Annotated in this window: 15 protein-coding genes and 1 pseudogene; 9 read left to right on the top strand and 7 right to left on the bottom strand. The window is 46.3% G+C overall.

Annotation, left to right across the window (positions count from 1 at the left end):
• The first annotated feature begins 29 nt into the window (after positions 1 to 29).
• Positions 30 to 1,118, top strand: coding sequence for an ABC transporter ATP-binding protein (locus tag OSC7112_RS04620; RefSeq protein WP_041622922.1), 1,089 nt, complete (start codon positions 30 to 32; stop codon positions 1,116 to 1,118).
• A gap of 82 nt (positions 1,119 to 1,200) precedes the next feature.
• Here the strand turns inward: OSC7112_RS04620 and OSC7112_RS04615 are convergent, their stop codons facing one another.
• From OSC7112_RS04615 to OSC7112_RS41620, 3 genes are read right to left on the bottom strand one after another with little or no spacing between them, the layout of a single operon-like run.
• Positions 1,201 to 1,536: an element excision factor XisI family protein gene (locus OSC7112_RS04615; RefSeq protein ID WP_015174807.1), complete on the bottom strand. Its 336-nt coding sequence runs from the start codon at positions 1,534 to 1,536 to the stop codon at positions 1,201 to 1,203.
• Positions 1,521 to 1,649 carry an element excision factor XisH family protein gene (locus OSC7112_RS41625; RefSeq protein ID WP_263053617.1) on the bottom strand — a complete coding sequence of 43 codons (129 nt, stop codon included), beginning with the start codon at positions 1,647 to 1,649 and terminating at the stop codon, positions 1,521 to 1,523. Before OSC7112_RS41625 ends, OSC7112_RS04615 begins: the two co-directional genes overlap by 16 nt.
• Before the next feature lie 55 nt (positions 1,650 to 1,704).
• The gene (locus OSC7112_RS41620; protein ID WP_263053580.1) at positions 1,705 to 1,938 is read right to left on the bottom strand and encodes an element excision factor XisH family protein; all 234 of its coding nucleotides are present in this window, start codon (positions 1,936 to 1,938) and stop codon (positions 1,705 to 1,707) included.
• Positions 1,939 to 2,084: 146 nt separating this feature from the next.
• Here OSC7112_RS41620 and OSC7112_RS04605 point away from each other — a divergent pair, with 146 nt between their 5' ends.
• Positions 2,085 to 2,819: a DCL family protein gene (locus OSC7112_RS04605; protein WP_015174806.1), complete on the top strand. Its 735-nt coding sequence runs from the start codon at positions 2,085 to 2,087 to the stop codon at positions 2,817 to 2,819.
• A 213-nt stretch (positions 2,820 to 3,032) separates the two neighbouring features.
• Here OSC7112_RS04605 and OSC7112_RS37850 read toward each other — a convergent pair.
• Together OSC7112_RS37850 and OSC7112_RS04600 are read right to left on the bottom strand one after the other, a co-directional pair.
• Positions 3,033 to 3,143: pseudogene (locus OSC7112_RS37850) on the bottom strand (Uma2 family endonuclease); the annotation flags it as partial.
• A gap of 145 nt (positions 3,144 to 3,288) precedes the next feature.
• Entirely contained in the window at positions 3,289 to 4,059 is a 771-nt protein-coding gene (locus OSC7112_RS04600) for a MeeY/MeeF family manganese export membrane protein (RefSeq protein ID WP_015174805.1), read from the bottom strand.
• Positions 4,060 to 4,397: 338 nt separating this feature from the next.
• Between OSC7112_RS04600 and psaM the strand changes: the two genes are divergently transcribed.
• Positions 4,398 to 4,493 carry a photosystem I reaction center subunit XII gene (psaM, locus tag OSC7112_RS04595; RefSeq protein ID WP_015174804.1) on the top strand — a complete coding sequence of 32 codons (96 nt, stop codon included), beginning with the start codon at positions 4,398 to 4,400 and terminating at the stop codon, positions 4,491 to 4,493.
• A 286-nt stretch (positions 4,494 to 4,779) separates the two neighbouring features.
• Entirely contained in the window at positions 4,780 to 5,196 is a 417-nt protein-coding gene (locus OSC7112_RS04590) for a slr1601 family putative cell division protein (protein WP_015174803.1), read from the top strand.
• A 225-nt stretch (positions 5,197 to 5,421) separates the two neighbouring features.
• On the opposite strand, the gene ctpA is transcribed toward OSC7112_RS04590, so the two are convergent.
• A complete protein-coding gene (gene ctpA / locus OSC7112_RS04585) occupies positions 5,422 to 6,660 on the bottom strand; it encodes a carboxyl-terminal processing protease CtpA (RefSeq protein ID WP_015174802.1) in 1,239 nt (412 codons plus the stop codon).
• A gap of 727 nt (positions 6,661 to 7,387) precedes the next feature.
• On the opposite strand from ctpA, the gene OSC7112_RS04580 reads away from it, so the two are divergent.
• From OSC7112_RS04580 to petD, 4 genes are all read left to right on the top strand, one after another.
• The gene (locus OSC7112_RS04580) at positions 7,388 to 14,191 is read left to right on the top strand and encodes a DUF4347 domain-containing protein (RefSeq protein WP_015174801.1); all 6,804 of its coding nucleotides are present in this window, start codon (positions 7,388 to 7,390) and stop codon (positions 14,189 to 14,191) included.
• Positions 14,192 to 14,534: 343 nt separating this feature from the next.
• Complete coding sequence (locus OSC7112_RS04575) at positions 14,535 to 15,596, top strand: calcium-binding protein (protein ID WP_015174800.1); 1,062 nt, start codon at positions 14,535 to 14,537, stop codon at positions 15,594 to 15,596.
• 597 nt (positions 15,597 to 16,193) lie between these two features.
• Positions 16,194 to 16,862, top strand: coding sequence for a cytochrome b6 (gene petB, locus OSC7112_RS04565; RefSeq protein ID WP_015174799.1), 669 nt, complete (start codon positions 16,194 to 16,196; stop codon positions 16,860 to 16,862).
• A gap of 183 nt (positions 16,863 to 17,045) precedes the next feature.
• Complete coding sequence (gene petD / locus OSC7112_RS04560) at positions 17,046 to 17,528, top strand: cytochrome b6-f complex subunit IV (protein WP_015174798.1); 483 nt, start codon at positions 17,046 to 17,048, stop codon at positions 17,526 to 17,528.
• 385 nt (positions 17,529 to 17,913) lie between these two features.
• Here petD and OSC7112_RS04555 read toward each other — a convergent pair whose 3' ends face one another.
• Positions 17,914 to 19,125 carry an RNA-guided endonuclease InsQ/TnpB family protein gene (locus OSC7112_RS04555; RefSeq protein ID WP_015174797.1) on the bottom strand — a complete coding sequence of 404 codons (1,212 nt, stop codon included), beginning with the start codon at positions 19,123 to 19,125 and terminating at the stop codon, positions 17,914 to 17,916.
• Between the two features lie 350 nt (positions 19,126 to 19,475).
• On the opposite strand from OSC7112_RS04555, the gene OSC7112_RS04550 reads away from it, so the two are divergent.
• Entirely contained in the window at positions 19,476 to 20,372 is an 897-nt protein-coding gene (locus OSC7112_RS04550) for a helix-turn-helix domain-containing protein (RefSeq protein WP_015174796.1), read from the top strand.
• Positions 20,373 to 20,913 lie beyond the last annotated feature (541 nt).

The raw sequence follows: 20,913 nt of genomic DNA, 5'->3' as shown, positions 1-20,913 counted from the left end.
TAGTAAGTTGTTGATTATTTATGGCAATAATGGCTCGACCGATAATTCTGCATTTGGATGGTGTAACAAAACAGTATGCCCAAGCAGCATCACCTGCGGTGGCATCTGTCACCCTGACCTTACATCAAGGAGATATCCTGGGGTTGTTGGGACCATCGGGTTGTGGGAAAACAACGTTGCTGCGGTTAATTGCTGGTTTTGAACAGCTACAAGCAGGGACGATCGCTTTAGCAGGAAAAACTGTAGCGAGTGTTAATATGTCAGTCGCGCCGGAACAGCGAGACATTGGTATGGTGTTTCAAGACTATGCACTCTTCCCCCATTTGACAGTCGCGAAAAATGTAGCTTTTGGCTTGACGCATCAAGGAAAAGAGTCAAAGCATAATATTCAGAAAGGTGTCGCAGAAGCATTAGCGTTGGTGGGATTAGAAGGATTGGAAAACCGTTATCCCCATGAATTATCGGGGGGTCAGCAACAGCGAGTAGCCCTGGCCCGTGCGTTAGCCCCTAGACCTGCGATTATTTTACTAGATGAACCCTTGAGTAATTTAGATGTACAAGTACGGTTAAGATTGCGTCAGGAAGTCCGCGAGATTCTCAAAGCAACAGGAACCTCTGGTGTATTTGTCACCCACGATCGCGAAGAAGCACTTTCGATTTCAGATTGGGTAGCGGTGATGCGTCAAGGCAAATTAGAACAGTTTGGCACTCCAGAGGAAGTTTATCAAGAACCAGCATCTCGGTTTGTGGCTGAGTTTGTGACGCAAGCTAATTTTGTGTCGGCATCGCTAAAGCAGGATTTTTGGGAAACAGAAGTAGGTTGTTTTGCTGTGAAAGGAAATTCATTTGTAAAAGTTCCTTGTGATGTTTCTACTGAAGGAGAATTGATGATCCGGCAGGAAGACTTGAGTTTATACTTAGATGAAGATTCGGCTGTTGTGATTTGCGATCGCCAATTTTTAGGCAGAGAAAATCGTTATTGTTTAAAAACACCTTCGGGCGAAAAGTTATATGCACTCACAACCACAGGAAATGTTTTTCCCATTGGTTCTAAAGTTCGGTTATCTTGTGGGGATAATTCTCCCTTAGCTTTCTTTGTAGGTAAGCCTAAGCCATAGCTAATGAGTAATTGCTAATTCCTAATTGGGAAAAAATCCTCCCCCTCTTCCCATCTCCCAGTCTCCCCCTCTTGCTTCTTCCTTATACTGCCTGATAGGTTTTCTGTCTATCGCTGTTGTCAGGGAAGGGGCTACTCACGATATCCTCTGTTTTTATACCCCCTGCAATCAGCGCTTGGCTTAGACCTTCCTCGAAGTTATCCTCTTCAATTACAACTTGATTATCGACTAAACGAGCATGAAACAGAATCGTGTCAATCCACCGCTGTTTATCCCAGCCTGTAGCGAGAATCAGAAAGTGACCCGAATCGACATCACAGACGGGGTAAAGCTGGATCGCCTGTAAGCGGGGTTGGGCGATTGTTGCTTCTTGCAGGGTTTTTTTGAGGATGTCTGCATAGCTTAGTGAGTTATCCATTGGAGAATCACCTCTTGATTTGGTTCGTAAACTAATAAGTTGATTTTATTTCGTTGAACGGCTAACTGAAAAATCGGTTTTTGAAAGTGTTTAATGTACATCGCTTGGCTCACAGCTAAAAACAACTGACGCTCCGGTTCTTGCCCTTCCAATGCCCATTGGAAAAGCCTACGCAGACATCGTTTTTTCCAGTTCGCTGATGACTGAGGGGGAATCGAAGTCTTTGATTTCAACAGCGATTTTCTGCCCTTGTTTTTCCGCAGTTAAAAACTTTTCGGCTCCTAAGTCTGCTTTCAAAAGTGTCTGTTCTAACACTAAGACTAAAGGATCGTCCGTAATTGTCCACCCGTCTTTTTCGAGGGTGCGACGTAGAGAGAAGTGTAAATTATCGCGTCTAGACATTCGACATTCGAGAATTGAGGTTAGGAAAGATAAGCAGGGACTTTTTGAACTCCTATGTCTTGCAGATATCGCTTATTACGATCTATGGTACCACATCTGCGATACAATTTAAGTTATACGTCAGATCAAACTGGTATGGAGTTTAAATGGCAAGGCAACCAATTGTTCTAAATGGAATAGAGTTCAAATTCCAGAAAGATGCTATTGAACACTTCAGAAATATGTTGGATCGCTATCGAAATGGTCAAAGCATAGCAGGTGACGATCGCGATATGTTACTAGCTCTTCTGGAGCGCCATCCTGAAGCAGATAAAAAGATTGGATGTGGTATAAAACGTTTGTACAAATATAGAACCGATATGCCGACAAGTTGCTTTTGGATAGAAAGAACAGATGGCTCTCGAACAGATTTTTCTTATCGAACAGCGATTTCTGCTAAAGGAAAGTCTCTTTATCAAGAATTTTTAGAAGCCTGCCGTGCCACTGTTGAAGATGATCTGCGGGTAACTAAAAAAAGATACTTTGAAAAGTGTGCAGATCTGGATGGAAAAGTTGAATGCGATATTACTGGTGATAAGGTAGCTATTTATGAGAGCCATCTTGACCATAAAAAACCATTGACATTTCAGGTTATTGTGAACACTTTTATTGGCGCTAATGATATTGAAATAAAACCTGAAATGTTGTTGATGTCCCAGGATGTCCAGTTTCAAACAACTATGATCGATCGAGAGTTAAAGGATAAGTTTCGACGATATCATCATAAAGTGGCGCAGCTTAGGGTTATTAAAGCCGAACAAAATCTTAGTCTTGGCGGATCTGAGAGAATTCGGAAGAGCCGTAATCCTGTATTGATTCCTATGGAACTTGTAGGTGACTGACGTATCACATCCCTGTTGGAGCGGATGGACTCAGATTTCTGGTGCATTGCGAAGTTTTCTGGCAGCCACTCAACAGGAAGGTTACATTTTTTCCCGATAGGTGAATGCTCACGCCTGCAACTCCTTCTCATGGATCGCCCTCTTTTCCTGTCCTCAAAAAATACAGCCACCACCAAGGCTCAAATCAGATCCCGATCGCCAATATGCCGCCAACCCCGTCAGCAACAAATTCCCCTCGCTATCCCACCAGCGCAACCAACGCTGAGTCTGATTGTGGTAACTGCCTGACCATAGGCTCAATTGTACTCCCATGAGTTCGATCGGCTAGTGAAAGAAAGGATATTACAAAATAAAAGCCCTTCATCCCCGGACTAAAGTCACCGGGATGAAAGGCTTTTGCAAGTTTTAACCAGCCTTCAATCTTGTTGGTTTGACAGATTTAAGCTAATTTAATTCAAATGAAAGTCTGTTAATTTTCGGACTTCTGTCCTTGCGATTCTCGCACAGCAACTTCTGAATCCGGTTGATTCAGAGCCATTTCTAGAGATTTTGCAATCTCGACTGGCTCAGGAGTACGCTTAGAAAATCCCCAGACAAACATCAAGACGATACTGGAAACTAGCAGCCATTGCGGAGGAACTAAATCGGGATTAATTACTTTCACCAACAACCGCATTCCCACGAACCCAACTGTGATGTAACCAGCACTTTCTAGGTGAACGAATTCATCCAGCCAGCGGATGAACAACCCGGCCATGAATCGCAGGGCAATAATTCCAATAGTAGCGCCTGTTACGACGATAAAAGTGTTGTCAGAAACAGCGATCGCAGTAGTAACGCTATCCAATGAAAACGCTAAATCCGTAAAAGCAATCATGGGAATTGCTTGCCACACAGAGGCAAATCTGGGCCCGTGATGTTCTCCTTCGGAGTCTGTATCTGAAGTAAAATGTTGGAAAACAAGCCACAGCAGGTAGAGAGCACCAAGCAGTTCAAACTGCCAGTATTGGATCACCCAAGTAGCCATTAAAATTAGGGCGATCCGCAGTACAAAAGCAATGATCAAACCAAGGTTGAGAGCATTTTGCTGTTGCTTGGCATCTTCCAAACCTTTAGAAATAGACGCCAGGGCGATCGCGTTGTCAGCCGAAAGTACAGCCTCCAAAGCCACCAAAACCAACAATAATAAAAAGCCGTCAACTCCAAAAATGGGTGAAGCGTCGAGAAATTGATCTAGCATTAACTATTTTGTGCACCTAAGATTGGCAAGGGTCGAGCGCAGCGCAAATTACCCGCTCTGTCTAACATTTAGTGTCACCTTCACTTAAATCTTAACCTAACGCGGTAATTCTGTGGGAGGCGATCGTCAGAACAACGTCCGAAGGAAGCAGTCCCAGGAAACAAGGAAAAATTCTCCCCTCCGACACTCAAAAGCTGCGCCACTGCGCCACTGCGCCACTGCGCCACTCCTCCCCGGACGCAGCATTTGTGTTGCAAGTTGTAACAAATGATTCCCAAAAGCGCCAATTTGTCTCAAATTGGTGAAAGCTCGTGCCCGCGAAAAGGAGTTTTGCGAATATGTCTTTAACAGATACCCAAGTCTACGTAGCGCTCGTAATTGCTTTGATTCCCGGAATCTTGGCTTTCCGGCTGTCAACTGAACTGTACAAATAGTTTCCAGACACCTGTTGCGAACCGCAAAACGCCTGCCTGACCAGTTAAATCTCTCGCTTTACAGATACAGACAATTGCTGCCCCAGTGCAGTAGATTGTTTGTGTTCAGCAAGACGAGACTGCAAGGGCAGGCATTTTTATGGGAAAATTCCGTCTTCAGGCGTCACCTTTGTCTCAACAATTTTGGTTGTCAGCACCCTGACGAACAGGGGCGAGTGTGCGTTAAGCTCAGAATTTGCTCTGTTGAACTCTAAAACGTCAGTCTCAGGTATTTGAAAAAAAAATTATGCAAGCGATTCAACCCACCGTTACCCCACTGCGTCCTGTAAAAAACTCCCCTCGGGTTACTCCTCGTCGCAGCAGCAGCCGCCAGCGTTCCTACCCTCACCAAACCCTCGCGGCCGAAACAGGGGTCAAGTTGGCAGTCAACATGGTACTTTCAGTCTGTGCAACTTCTGCTGTGCTTCAGCTTTGGCCTCACTACCGGGCGGTGCAAGAAAAATTGCACGAAATCCAAGCTGAAGTCAATCTTACCCAAGGGCGAGTAAATCAGTCGCGATCGAACTTTAACCGCTACTTTGACCCTAGTCTTGCTAAAACTGTGATGCAAGAGCAAAGCAACCAAGCTGACCCGCAACAGCGTCCGGTGATTTTGCAAGAAGCCGAGGTACCAGACGCCGAGGAATCAACCCTGCAACCTTAAGGGAACGGCAGTTTTGGGTTTTGATATCACGTCCGATGTGCATCACATTGTTTTATGTCATTGCTTCGCACAGCAAACAATGACAGATGAATCTGTCGGACGTGATATCACTTTTGAGTAAAAGAGTTTTTAGGATGATTCTTGTCTGTCCGGGCGAACGAAACGCAGAGACAGACAGACCTGCGTATTGTCACCTGTTGCAATCTCAAAACTTCAAACTCCGGCTTATACTGACTTTGCCAGCACGGTTTTTTCTTTCAGCAGTTGCAGTGCAGCTTGATATTGCAAGTCTGCTGCGGTGCCAATTCGATCGCGCGCGATGGGTTCCAAAGGCACTACGCGATCGGGCGCAATCCCCAGCTTGTTAATATCTTTATGGTTAGGTGTCTCGTACTTAGCAACAGTCACGGCCAACCCGGAACCGTCAGACAAATCAAACAGCGACTGAATCAGTCCTTTGCCAAAAGTCTTTTCTCCTACCAGTTGAGCTCTGCCGTTATCTTGCAGCGCACCCGCCAAAATTTCGCTAGCACTGGCAGTTCCCTTGTTCACCAAAACAATCAGCGGATCGTGAGTTAGAGCTTCTCCAGAGGCTTCAAAACTGCCGAGAATGCCTTGTCTGTTCACCGTGTAGACGATCGTCCCGGAATCCAGCCACAGGCGGGCAATTTCAATCCCCGCTTGCAACAGTCCGCCCGGGTTGTTCCGCAGGTCGAGAATGTAGGCGGCGGCTCCTTGTTTTTCCAAGCGGTCGATCGCGTGAGCGACTTCCTCAGTGGCGTTAGCGCTGAATTGACTCAAGCGAATGTAGCCCACCGGCAAATTTTCCGACCCCGACTGCAATTCGGCGTAAACCGGATTCAGAGCAATGCGATCGCGCACTAGCTTAATTTCCTCAGCAGCCTCCCTTCCCTCGCGCCCCAAGGTCAAGGTAACGGCAGTGCCGATGGGGCCGCGCATTCGAGTTGCAGCCTCGTCTAGGCTCAATTCTGAGGTGGGAGTGCCGTCAATTTTCAGAATGCGATCGAGGGGTTGGATACCAGCTTTATCCGCCGGTGAGCCGGCCAAAGGAGCCACCACTGTCAGGGTATTTGTCTGGGGGTCGATCGCAATTTGCAGCCCCACACCCGTCAATTCTCCCGAAGTGTTAACCTGCAAGCTGCGGTACTGTTCGGGTTTCAGCAGTCGAGTGAAGGGGTCGTCGAGATTCGCCAGCATCCCCTGAATCGCCGCGTAAGTCTGCTGTCTGTCGTTAAGCGGTTGCTTGACAGCTTTTTGGCGAATCGACCACCAGTTTTGAGAGTTGAAGCTGTCGTCCACATAAGAGCGGTTAACAATTCGCCAAGCTTCGCTCAATAGCTGCTGTTCAGGAGTCAGCGCCGCGGCAGGCTGCGCCCACCCACCTAGAACTAGGACGACTTGGAGGAAAAGTAAAATAGCAATCTGGAAAACTCGTCTGTGCATGATTGTTCTGTAAAATACCAGTAAGTATTACATTTTATGTATTTTACGTTTGTACGCTGGGAACGCTGTTGCAGATTTAACTCGCCTTTTGAACGATCGCGAGCGTCCCGCTGGCACTTGTAAATAAATATAAGCGATCGGTCGTCGATGATATGACGCGATCGTCTCAGGAATAGGGCGCGATTCGCTTGCGCCCTCGGCTGGCGCGACCAGCGAGGGATTGCTGGAAAACCTGGTTTGACTCTCCGCAGAGATACTAAAGCACCGCCTAACTATCTCCATTAGTCGCGGACGCATCGGAGTTGACAAACCGGGTTTGATGTACTAAGGATCGTCAATTAAATAATTTCCTTTTTTTCTTGTGGGATGGGCCTATGAGCCCGTCTCCGATAGACGGGCTCATAGGCCCATCCCACAACAGTCATGAAAAGTGGATTTTTTTTAATTCTCATCCCTAAATTACTTCGTTATCACGCGCAGATTCGGTAAAAAATTGGGTTTCAGAGTCTCGCAGTACCTCCAGGAGTGTCTGTCTGGATGCAGCAAGATTTAGTAGCATCCCTACATCATCGATACGTTAAAAATTAATGATTGTATAGTTGGTTAAGTTATCAAAACTTATATGAATTTTTGATAAGAAAAGTGGGAAAAACAAATATTTTTTGGAGAGCTGCTAAACAAAAACATAAGTCATAGGATATCCTATTTAAATTTTAGCAAATCTGTCATGTTGAACTCAATGACTCCACTTTCCTCAAAAGCGATCGCATTTATCGATGCTGCCGTCCCCGACCCTCAAACCTTAATCGACGGCGTTATCCCTGAAACCGAGGTAATTCAATTAGAGTCAAACCGCAACTGCCTGGAACAAATTGCCGAAGCTTTGGAGGGAGAGAAATTTTCAATAATTCACATTATTGCCCACGGGCAACCCGGTTGCGTGCAACTGGGGAACGTTGAATTGAGTTGGGAAAATTTGAGAGATGGGGCGGGTAATTACGCAGCAGCAGTCCAAGGATGGGCGCAATCGCTGACACCAAATGCCGAAATTATCCTCTACGGCTGCAATGTTGGCCAAGGAAATATAGGCAAAGCATTTGTACAGCGTTTGAGTCAACTAACAGGGGCAAGTGTTGCTGCTTCTGAGAATCTGACAGGTTGTGCAGAAGCTGGTGGCGACTGGGAATTAACAGTGACAGCGGGGACAATTAAAGCTGACATTGCATTTGGGCCAGAAGCGATCGCAGCTTACAGTCACGTTCTCAATACGTTTAAACTAACACCTACTGGCTTGACAACAGGAAATCGCCCTACAGCTATTGTTAGCCAGGACTTCAACGGAGATGGCCTTCTCGATTTAGCCGTAGCTAACAGAAGTTCTGACAGTGTTTCGATCTTGTTGGGAACAGGTCAAGGTAATTTTGGCACAGCTACTAACTTGACCTTGGGGAGTGCAGGAAATCCCAACGGTATTGTTGCGGGCAATTTTAATGGGGATACGCTGCCAGATTTAGCTGTATCGACAGCAATTGGCGGCGATATAGGAGGAGGGGTTTATGTCTTTTTAGGAACAGGCCAAGGCAACTTTAGCAATCCTAACAACTTTGGCCCGGGCATCACTAAAGAGGCGATCGCTACGGGAGATTTTAATCAAGATGGCTTCGCTGACTTAGTTGTGGCAGAAGACAACCAAGTTTCTATTGCTTTAGGCAATGGTCAAGGAACTTTTGGTAATTTTAACAATGTGGGGACTGCAATCAGCCCCTTAGCGATCGCGATCGGAGATTTTAACGGCGACAACAATCTCGATGTTGTTGCCACTAACGGGAATCCGGCTAACAGCGTTTCTATTTTTTTCGGTACGGGTCAAGGCACTTTTGGCAATCAAACCAACTTGAATGTCGGCACAAGTCCCAGCGCGATCGCAGTTGGAGATTTTAACGCTGACGGCAGTTCCGATCTGGCTGTAGCCAATGCAGACAATCAGAACGTATCAATTTTATCAGGTACAGGTCAAGGAACTTTTAGCAATCCTGCTAACTTTAATGTGGGATTAAGTCCTGATGATATTGCCGTTGGTGATTTCAACGCTGACGGTCAACCCGATTTAGCTGTAGCGAACGCCGGTTCTAATGATGTTTCAATTTTAACTGGCACCGGTCAAGGAACCTTTAACGGGCCCTTTAATTATAATACTGGGGGAACAACTCCGAGGGCGATCGCGGTTGGAGATTTTAACTCGGATACCAGACCAGATATTGCTGTCGCAAATACTGGCAGCAACAGAGTTACAATTCTGGCGAATGTACTCTTGCAACCAAATTTTGACGGCGTACCACTCAGCGTCGCGGAAGGAGACACCGACACAACAGTTAATCTTCCTATAACTCTCGAAGAGGGGTTGCTATTTGCAGATCAGATTGTTACCATATTAACTGCACCTAATTTTGTTACTTCGACAGCTACAGCTACTCAAGGTGTTGACTATAATCTTTCTAATAATCCTCTTACTTTCCCTGCAGGTAGTAGCAGTTCAACCCAAAATCTTGCACTCACAATCAAAGCAGACAATTTTGCAGAAGAAGACGAAGCAATTGTATTGACTAGTACAATTTTTCCCTACTTTCGTAGTCTTTTAATCCCTGCTAACGATCCGATTATTTACACAGTTGGTGCTAGTGCTGGTACTGTTCCTGAAGGCAACTCCGGCACAAATCCGCTGATATTTACTGTTAGTCGCAGTGGCGGTACTGATTCTGCAGGGACTGTCGATTATGCGATCGCCGGAACTGCTACAAACGGCAGCGATTACAACAATATCGGCGGCACTTCCGGGGCAACTGACGTTAATGGTACGGTTAATTTTGCTGCGGGCGAGACATCGAAAACGATTACTTTGGACGTTTTGGGGGACAGTGCGATCGAACCGGATGAAACTATTACTGTCACGTTATCAAATCCGATCGCACCAGGCCCGACTCCAACAATTACAACTGCTAGTGCGACAACTACTATTACTAATGACGACACTGCTGGAATTTTAGTCAATCCCGATAGCGGATTAACGACAACAGAAGCAGGAGGAACAGCAACATTTACTGTCCAACTCAACTCTCAACCAACTGCTAACGTGACTGTTGGCTTAAGCAGTTCCAATGTTGCCGAGGGAACAGTTTCTATACCCTCGCTGACATTCACTCCCGCGAATTGGAGTGCGCCGCAAACAGTAACTATTACTGGCGTTGACGACAATATTGCTGACGGCAATCAAACTTACACTATTTTCACTGCTGCGGCTGTTAGTACAGACAGCAATTACAGCAATTTCAATCCCTCTGATGTCAGCGTTACGAATAGCGATAACGAAACTCCCGGCATTACCGTTAATCCCACAGCAGGATTAACTACAACAGAAGCGGGAGGTACGGCTAATTTCAGTGTTGTCCTCAACACTCAACCTACGGCACCTGTTACTATCGCTTTAAGTAGTTCCAATCCCGCAGAAGGAACAATTTCTACTAATACCTTAAGTTTCACTCCCAATAACTGGAATCAGGCGCAGACGGTAACGGTGACAGGTGTGGGCGACAATATCGCTGACGGCGATATTGCTTATACTATTGTTACTGAGGCTGCTGTTAGTACAGACAGCAATTACAGCAATTTCAATCCCTCCGATGTCAGCGTTACTAACAGCGACAGCGATACAGTCGGCGTTACCGTTAATCCCGCCAGTACCACAGCAGCAGAAGGCGGTGCCACGGGAAGTTATACACTTCAGCTAAATTCGCAGCCAACCGCGCCCGTAACAGTCAGCTTTGACGGCGGGAATCAAATAAGTGCGATCGCCCCTATTAGCTTCGACGCTGCTAATTGGAATATTGCCCAAACTGTAACTGTGATTGCGACGGACGACACAGTTATAGAAGGTACTCACACTGGCACAATCAATCACGCGGTAACAAGTACCGACGCGAAATATAGCGGAATTGCGATCGGGCCTGTCACAGTCGCCATTACCGACAATGACACGCCAACACCAACACCAACACCGACGCCAACATCGCCAACACCAACGCCAACACCAACGCCAACATCGCCAACACCGACACCGCCAATAATTACATCGCCAACACCAACACCAACACCGACACCGCCAATAATTACACCGCCAATTACATCGCCAACACCAACACCGCCAATAATTACATCGCCAACACCAACACCGCCAATAATTACATCGCCAACACCAACACCGCCAATTACATCGCCAACACCAACACCGCCAATTACACCGACGCCAACACCAACACCCACACCACCAATTACACCGACGCCAACGCCCACACCACCAATTACACCGACGCCAACGCCGACACCCACACCACCAATTACACCGACACCAACACCAACGCCTACAGTTTTGCCGCCGGCACCAACACCAACACCGTCAATTACACCGACGCCAACGCGCGCCCCCGCCAAGTGGACTTTTATGGTTTACATGGCCGCTGCCAACGACTTGGAACCCTTCGGCATCGAAGACTTTTTGGAAATGTCATCCGTTGGCTCTAACAGTGATGTCAATATTGTCGTGCAATTCGATCGCACTCCCGGTTTCGATGCTACTTACGACAACTGGACAGACACTCGTCGGGGGTTAATCCAGGCGGGAGATTTGCCAAATTTGACTTGGGGAACCAGCGTCGGCGAAGTCAACATGGGAGATCCCAATAACCTCACAAACTTCGTGAATTGGGGTACAGCCAACTATCCCGCTGACAACTACGCGATCGTGGTTTGGGATCACGGTGACGGCTGGCGCAATACGGCAACAGCCAGAACCGTTGCTAACGATTGGGAGTCAGGCGATGTTTTGGAAAACCGCGAGGTGGGGGCTGCTTTAGCAGGGGTGCCAGAAAATATGGATCTGATCGGCTTCGATGCTTGTCTGATGGCGATGCTAGAAGTTGCTCACCAGGTTAAAGATGAGGGATCGGTTTTTGTCGGTTCAGAGTACCTAGAGCCCGGAGATGGTTGGCCTTACGACCCAATTTTATTGCAACTTAAAGCTAATCCTACTTGGTCGCCAGCTCAATTAGGCAGCGCGATCGTCACTAACTACGGCGATTCTTATGGCGGTTCCCAGACGCAATCAGCTACTGACTTATCGAAGATCGGCGGTTTATCAGCAGCAATGAGCGATCTGGCAACTGCGATCGTCAGTGGTGCCACAGCAACAGATGTCGATCGATTGCAGGTACACCGCAATAATTCAGCAGACTTTTATTACTCGCATTACCGCGATTTGGGAACGTTTCTTGCCAATGTTGCTGGCGATTCTACAATATCCGACAGCATTCGTACCGCAGCTCAAACAGCTTTTGATACTTACAATCTGGCAATTATCCAAAATCATTCAGGTCTGTCCTATGGTGGAACTGGTCTGTCAATTTATTTGCAATCTCGCGGTGAAGCTTTAAACCCAGATTACAACAGCACGATTATAGATTTTGCTGCCGACACTCAATGGGATGAGTTTCTTAACTGGTGGCAAAGTCCTATAGTCAACAACCCGCCAGTTGTCAATCGTTCTGTGTTTTCTCAAAGTGCAGCGCTAGGTTTTTCTCAAACTGGTAATGCTTTTAATTTAGTAGCAAATACCTATACTGACCCCGATCCGGGCGACAGCATTAATTACTCGATCGCCCTCGCAAATTTTAGCGAAAGTTTCTCTGCATTTACCTGGGAAACCGATCTCAATGGCGGTTCTTATCGCCAACCAATTGCCGGTTCAACTTTCCCGGAAATTCCTTTGCCTTCCTGGCTAACTTTTAATTCCGCAACTCGCACGATTAATTTAGGCCCGACTCGTCCAGCATCGTTCAATTATTGGCTGAAAGTAAAGGGAACTGATGAATCTGGCGCGACTGCGAGCGAAATTATTCGGTTCAAGAGTAATGCCCTGGGCGGTTTTGTGATTGACGGTTACATCGCTGGCGCTACAGTCTTTTTCGACGCTAACAAAAACAGTGTATTAGATGCTACCGAACCTTCTGCCACTACTGCGGATAGCGGCGAATTCGATCTCGATCTCGACTCCAACATTTTCGACAAAAATCAAAATGGCGAACTCGATCCAGAGGAAGGCAATATTGTTGCTTTCGGCGGCATTGATACTGCTACGGGTTTGCCTTTGGAAACGCCTGTCACTGCCCCGCCTTACGCTACTGTTGTCACCTTGTTAACCAGTTTAGTCGCGGATTTAATTGACAGAGGAATTGACAGCGATCGCGCCGAATCTCTCGTCAAATCTTCTCTTTCCATTCCCGCTAATGTTGATATAACTAGCTTAGATCCGATCGCAGCTACCGAAAACGCGATCGCGGGTGGAGTAGAAACTTTGACTGCAATGGTCAAGGTACAAAACGTCATTACCCAAACTGCTGCTTTAATAGACGGTGCGTCGATTCTGGAAAATACCGACAGCGTAAAAGCAGTTGTAAGTGCGATCGTTCAACAAATTCAATCGGGGACAACTCTCAATCTCAGCGATGCCAACCAGTTAGCAACAATTGTCGATCGCGCCGCCACCGCAGCGCAACAATTTGACTCGGATTTAAACACTCAGCAACTGTTGCAAATTGCCCCGGATGCAGCTAAGGTAATGGCCGAAGCAAATCAGCGCATTGACCGAGTTGTATCGAACACAGCAACAGTTTCAATTAACCGAGAAGTTGCCCGCGTGCAAAAAGTAGCTCTAGGCGCAACCTCTGAAGACTTAAAAGCAGTCGGTACAGGTACGAAATCGATCGCCCAAGTTATTGCCGAAAATACTGGTACTGCCTTAGATACCAAAATTCAACAAACGACATTGCCCGATACACCTGCTGTTGCGGTGATTGAAGGAGAAATAGATGCGATCGCAGCTAACTCCAATCTCACCGGTACTGACGGCGACGACAGCCTCTTCGGCGACAGCGGCAGCGATACAATGGCCGGTAAACGCGGCAATGATACTCTCAGCGGTTTGGGCGGCAACGACTGGATACAGGGCAATCAAGGCAATGATTCCCTCGACGGTGGCGACGGCGACGACACTGTTTACGGCGGCAAAGAAAGCGATAATTTATTGGGCAATAATGGGGAAGATATCCTATTTGGAAATCGCGGTCAAGATAGCTTGAGTGGAGGAGAAGGCAATGACAGTCTTTACGGCGGTCAAGCTAGCGATATTCTGCTGGGTGATAACGGCGACGATTTTCTCAGCGGTGAAAACGGCGATGACAGTTTGATAGGAGGAAATGGGAGCGATCGCTTCTTAATTTCAGCCAATTCTGGCAGCGATATCATTTTTGATTTTGAAGCCGGCATCGACTTCCTCGTACTTGCCGAAAATTTAACCTTCTCGCAACTTTCTATTCTCCCTAGCAACAGTGCAGCTTTAATCAGCTTGACAGCAACTGGCGAAATTTTAGCGGCTATCAATGGCGTGACAGCCAACCAAATTAGCATCGCCAATTTCACTTAAAACATTAGGGACACTGGCAAATCTAGTGTCCCTAAAATTCGTTCAACAATCACGGACACTGCAACCTGAATTGCTCTAATTTATCTGCGTTAATCCGCGTCAATCAGCCCTCATCTGCGGTTTTAACAAGAGAAGGTATTAACCGCCCAAGACAATGGCTATACACGAATTAACGCAGATAAATAGAAGAAAAATAGGAATACTTCCGATGCTAACAGATTTGAAATCGGGACCAAAATCCTTACAAAATCCCCAATTCAAAATTAAAAATTGAGTTGACGGGAACAATCCAAAATCTCAAATTGATTGACTGTTGTGAAATAGTTTTCATGAGGACAAATTTATGGTAGTTATATGCGGTGACAATCTCGATAATTTGCTAGCAGGTGAAATTGGCGATGATTCCCTGTGCGGGCTTGGAGGTAACGATACTCTATCTGGTTTGGGTGGCAATGACACTTTAGATGGCGGAGAAGGAAATGATAGTCTCGCAGGTGGAGTCGGTAGCGATCGCCTTTTGGGCTACTTTGGTAACGACAGTCTCAGCGGTGGCGAAGGCAATGACAAACTTGAAGGAGGTGCCGGGAACGATCTTCTTGAGGGTGGCGAAGGCGCCGATTTAATCAGAGGAGAAGACAATAACGACAGTATCTTCGGAGGGGCTGGCAATGACTGTCTTAACGGCGGTCAAGGCAATGATACGGCGATCGGAGGAGATGGAGACGATCGCTTGTTTGGTGGCAGCAACAACGACTTGCTAATGGGCGGCAAAGGTAACGATCGCCTGTTTGGAGAAGGTGGCAATGACACTCTAATAGGTGACTTAGATAATGACTACATCAACGCCAATGCAGGAGACGATTTGCTTGAGGGAAATCAAGGCAGCGACACCCTGATTGGCGGGCCGGGTAATGACATCATATCGGGTTATGGATTTTCCTCAACAGTAGAACAAATTGATTATTTAATCGGGCAAAATGGAGCCGACTTATTTGTTCTCGGTTCGTCAAATGCCCGCCCTTACCTTTTCTATAGCGGTGACGCCGCCCATGCCGTTATTGAGGATTTTAACCGGGGCGAAGGTGACAAAATTCAAGTTGTTGGCTTCGTACAAGATCGTGACGGTTCTCGCTTCTTCTCTTACCGATTTGAATCTTATGATGACGGTACGAGACGGGGAACTCGGATATTGGTCGGATCGGATTTAATCGCCGATGTTCAAAATATTACTGATGTGAATCTATCAGATTGCGCGATCGTTTCGACAGGGTTTACACCGCCATCGCGAGATTTTCCATCCTTCCCGTCTCTGCCGGAAATTCCCTTCCCGATACCGCCGCTTCCCACTCCTTTCTCGCCACTGCTGCCAGTTTTTGTGGAAAGTTTGGCTTCTTTTCAATTGTGATAAAACTTACCGACGGGGGCAATCACCGGCTTTTTTTACGGAAATACGCAGGTTGCAGCCAGCAGATTTTGTTAGCAAGGACTGCTGTCCTGACTGCAAAACAAGATTCGATTGTACGATCGAACCGGATCGGGCTACTCGATCGACAATGAGGTCGTTTGGGGCCGAAAGTGAAGTTTTACGATCGAGATGAAATTTGGGATCTCCCGGCAAACCGGTTTCCGGCTCGGACTGCTTTCTGCAGCTCAGCCCTCCCCGCATAGTAGCTTGGGCGGATGTTGAGATTCCGAAAAAAGCCTTTTAAGTGTCCAAAAAGCGATCGCGCGCGTGAAAATTGCACGGCAATTATGTTACATTTTTTATCACAGTCTGGAATTCGATCGGGCAACGCCAGCGAGTAGGGACAAGCCACCGCTTAGTTTCCCAGAGCTTGCAGGCGATCGCACAAGAGATTTCCTTTCGTCAGCTCCAAATTTAAAAAATAGCCTCAGGCATTTGCTAGTAAAAGCAAGCTGCTCGGCGCGGGGCGACAAAAAACCTTGTGGCTGCTGCCCTGAACCTCAACCACAGCAATATTCTTTTAGGAATTCTGGCTCCATGTTTTCTAAACAAATCACCGACTCAAAAACCTACCAGTGGTTTGAGGAACGCCTGGAAATTCAGGCGCTCGCCGATGACATCACTACAAAGTATGTACCCCCGCACGTCAATATTTTCTACTGCTTGGGCGGAATTACTTTAGTTTGCTTTCTGATTCAGTTTGCCACTGGCTTCGCCATGACTTTCTATTACCGTCCCACGGTAGCAGAAGCTTTTTCTTCAGTGCAATACCTGATGACTGAAGTCAATTTCGGCTGGCTGATCCGCTCCATCCACCGCTGGTCTGCAAGCATGATGGTGCTGATGATGATTTTGCACATCTTCCGGGTTTATCTGACCGGCGGCTTCAAAAAGCCCCGCGAATTAACCTGGGTGACAGGAGTAATCTTGGCAGTCATCACTGTTTCTTTCGGCGTGACCGGCTATTCACTGCCTTGGGATCAAATCGGTTACTGGGCGGTTAAAATCGTTTCCGGCGTCCCCGAAGCTATCCCGTTTGTCGGTTCTTTGATGGTAGAACTGCTGCGCGGCGGTGTCAGCGTCGGTCAAGGCACTTTGACTCGCTACTACAGCTTGCACACTTTTGTGTTGCCTTGGCTGATTGTAGTCTTCATGCTGGCTCACTTCTTGATGATTCGCAAGCAAGGTATCTCTGGCCCGTTGTAAATTTTGAGTTGTGGGGGCGGTATTTTTTTGCCCCCCCGCTGAATTGTGAGTTGAAAATTCAGAATTCATCACTCATGATATTTATTTACGGCTAATACTTCCTGCGATCGCGCCGCTGATTCAAACTAACGAATACAGTGGAATGGCAGCCCCGGGTAAAACTAAAAGGAGAACACTCTCACTATGTCTATTATCAAAAAACCAGATTTGAGCGATCCCGCGCTCCGCGCTAAGCTCGCTAAGGGCATGGGTCATAACTATTACGGCGAACCAGCTTGGCCTAATGACTTGCTCTACGTTTTCCCTATAGTCATCATGGGAACGATTTCTCTGTGCGTGGGTTTGGCCGTGCTAGACCCGGCTTTGGTTGGCGAACCTGCTAATCCTTTTGCTACTCCGCTGGAAATTCTGCCGGAATGGTATTTGTGGCCTGTGTTCCAAATCCTGCGCGTTTTGCCTAACAAATTGTTGGGTATTGCTTGCATGGCCGGTGTTCCCCTGGGCTTGATTTTGATTCCGTTCATCGAGAGCGTTAACAAGTTCCAAAATCCGTTCCGCCGCCCTGTTGCTACTACTGTTTTCCTGTTCGGAACTGCGGTAACTCTGTGGTTGGGTATTGGTGCTATTTTCCCGATCGACAAATCTTTCACACTGGGTCTTTTCTAAGATTTAAGTTTGCTTGATTTTGACGCCTGCGGGTTTCCTGTAAAGTGCTTTTGTACTGGTGGGAAACTTTAGCGGGCGTCAATTGATTTTAGATTTTAGATTTTAGATTTTAGATTGAAGAATTGGGGATTTTAGATTGGGGATTTTAGATTTTATATTTTATATTTATAGCTATAAAAATTAATAATTATCGGTAATTAATTGTAGGCGCAACGGCTGGTATAAAAGTGCCGATGATCGATCGACCCTCCACCACCCTAGGGTCGAATTCCATTAATTTTTATTGCGAAATTTTGACAAACAGACCGAGAATATGTATGGTAAGTGCGGGATATATTTTGTATAACTGAAAGGACTTCAGACCTATAGATTGACACTCTCCTGGCTAAAGCCGAGGAGATTCTTGATTCGCAGAATCGACTTGCCGATGCAGAATTACTTCAACATCGGTAGCGGTCAATTCTCCACAAGCGTTCGGATCTAAGATCCAAGTTCCGACGTGCCCCGCCGTACTCAATCCCCGACTCAGGATATTTTTAGCTGCGTTCCAGTCACGATCTAATACGCATCCACACCGACAAGCGTGGGTTCGCGTTGAGAGACTTTTCTTAACAATTGTTCCGCAACTAGAGCATTCTTGACTTGTTCCGTTAGCTGGCACAGCAATCGTAATTCTTCCGAATACTTTGCCAAAATATTCCAGCCAAATTCGGAACATATACCAAGAAGCGTCGTTAATCGATTTTGCTAGAGAGTGATTCTTCACCATATTTTTAATCCTCAAATCTTCGTAGACTACACAGTCGTTAGACTGGATGACGCATCTTGCCAACTTCACGGCAAAATCTTTACGCTGTCTGCTGATTTTGAGGTGGCGCTTCCCTAGAATCGCTCTAGCTTTTTTTCTGTTTTGCGAACCCTTGACTCGTTTTGAAACTCGTTTTTGGGCTTTCTTCAACCTGCGTTCTCCCTTGCGGAGGAAACGCGGGTTATCAACTGCAACGCCATTTGAGTCAGTGTAAAACTCTTTAAGTCCTACATCTAACCCGATGGTGTTACCCGTGATTTCAATCTTTTCAGAACGGTCAACTTGAGTGCAAAACTGGACATAATATCCGTCTGCTCGCCTTACCAAGCGTACTCGTTTGATTTGACTGCGCTGGTAGAAATGCAAGTCGCGGGTTCCTTTTAATTTAAGTTTGCCGATTCCTTTTTTATCGGTAAAAGTGATTGATTTCCGGTCGTCTGCCAGACGCCAGCCCGTAGTTTTGTACTCTACCGAGCGGTTGTCTTTCTGGAATTGCGGAAACCCTTTTTTTCCTGGGACTTTCTTTTTGCAGTTGTCGTAGAATCGTGAAATCGCCGACCACGCTCTTTCTGAACTCGATTGTCTGGCCATGCTGTTTAAGTCGTCGCAAAACGGGAATTCCTTCGCTAGAATGGCGCTGTATTTATTCAAGTCGTATTTGTTGACTTTTTCGTTTTCCATCCAAAAGCGCAATGCTTTGTTGCGGATGAACTGCACCGTTCTAATTGCTTCGTCTACAGCTTCAAATTGCTGCTTTTTACCGTATGCTTTCAACTCGAAAACTAGCATGACTTCGACCCTCATCACGATAGGTTTATGCTAGCAGCGTTGGCTTAACCCGGTTCTCATTGTTCACAAAGATTTACATATAGCGATTCTCATAAAGATGAGGTATTTACTAATTAATTAACAATTCCTCAATCCCCCAATCCCCCAATCCCCCAATCTAAAATCTAAAATCTAAACTTGTACCTCATCTATCTGAGAAAGGCTATAGTTGTAATTTACAGTACATACAATTCAGAAATCTCATGAAAAATACTGGGAGGCTAAAGCCTCCTTACCCCTTTCATCCCCGGACTGAAGTCGCGGGGTTTTCAGGGTGTTCTTTATAATAGCAACTCTCCCAGGTGCAAGCTATGTCCCCAGAGAAAGCCTTAATTCTTGATTTTGCCCAGACAGACGCGATGAAATCGATTCTCCCGAGTCCCTCAATCCTGTCGAGTCACGGGGCAAACTGGGAGGGAATTCACGTCGAATATCACCGTCAGCCAGCCGACGAAACTCCCGAACACTGTTTCCAACAACACAACCTTGGGCTGATACTCAATTCAGTTACAGTAAACGGAATACTCAACGGCAAACACTACGGTAGCGAACCGTGGCAAAGAGGAGAGATTTTCATTGGTGGTGCTGGTACTGATTTCCAGTCAGGTGCAGTCGAAGATCCTGAATTTGTCGCGATCGCGATCGACCCTACCGACTTCGACAAAACAGTTGGCGAATCGACCAATTCAAACCTCATTGAAATTATACCGCACTGGAAAATCAGCGATCCTTTGATTTTCGGCATTGGCTGGGCCCTCAAAACCGAACTCGAATCAGGTGGATTAAACGGTACTCTTTATGTCGATGCACTGAAAAACGCGCTTTCAATGCACATACTTCACCGCTATTGTGCACAAAAAACCAAGATGCGAGATGTTGAAGGCGGGATCGATCCTCAGAAATTACAAATAGTTATTAATTACATTAATGAGTACATACACAGAGATTTGCACTTAACTGAACTTGCTAATTTAGTGCAGATGAGTCCTTATTATTTCGGTCGTTTGTTTAAACAGTCAATTGGAGTCACGCCCCATCAGTACGTGATTCAGTGCCGGATTGAAAAAGCCAAACAGTTATTGAAAAGGCAAGATTTATCAATAATCTATATCTCGCAGCAAGTCGGGTTTCACGACCAAAGTCACTTTAGCAAGACTTTCTGTAAAATTGTCGGTTTAACTCCTAAGAAATATCGCGATCAACTTTAATAAAGGTAACACCCGCAGTCTGGCAGCGGTTAAAAACCCCTGGCGGACTGTCGGACTCTCGGACTTACCCAAAGTTTTTGGCATTCTTGAGTTTTTGCATTCACCCGCAAGTCCGCCGGGGAATTAATTCCCCGTCTCATAGCGAAAGTCGGTTGAAACCGACTGGCAAATCCAATTAAATTATCATCAACACCAGTCCTCTTTGAGAGGACTTTCGCTATGAGACAGGGGTTTTTAACCCCTGGCGGACTGTCGCACTTACCCAAAATTTTGGGCATTCTTGAGTTTTTGCATTCACCCGCAAGTCCGCCGGGGAATTAATTCCCCGTCTCATAGCGAAAGTCGGTTGAAACCGACTGGTAAATCCAATTAAATTATCATGAATACCAGTTTTCTTTGAGAGGACTTTCGCTATGAGACAGGGGTTTTTAACCTCTGGCGGACTGTCGCACTTACTCATCGAACCCGTAGACTGTCACACTTACCGATCGAACCCGTCATCGTTGTTACAATTATTCATAAAATTAGGTAAAATTTCGCA

Source organism: Oscillatoria nigro-viridis PCC 7112 (assembly GCF_000317475.1).
GTDB classification, from domain to species: Bacteria; Cyanobacteriota; Cyanobacteriia; order Cyanobacteriales; family Microcoleaceae; genus Microcoleus; species Microcoleus nigroviridis.
The sequence above is the reverse complement of the archived record's forward strand: the minus strand, read 5'-3'. Positions and strand labels throughout refer to the sequence as shown.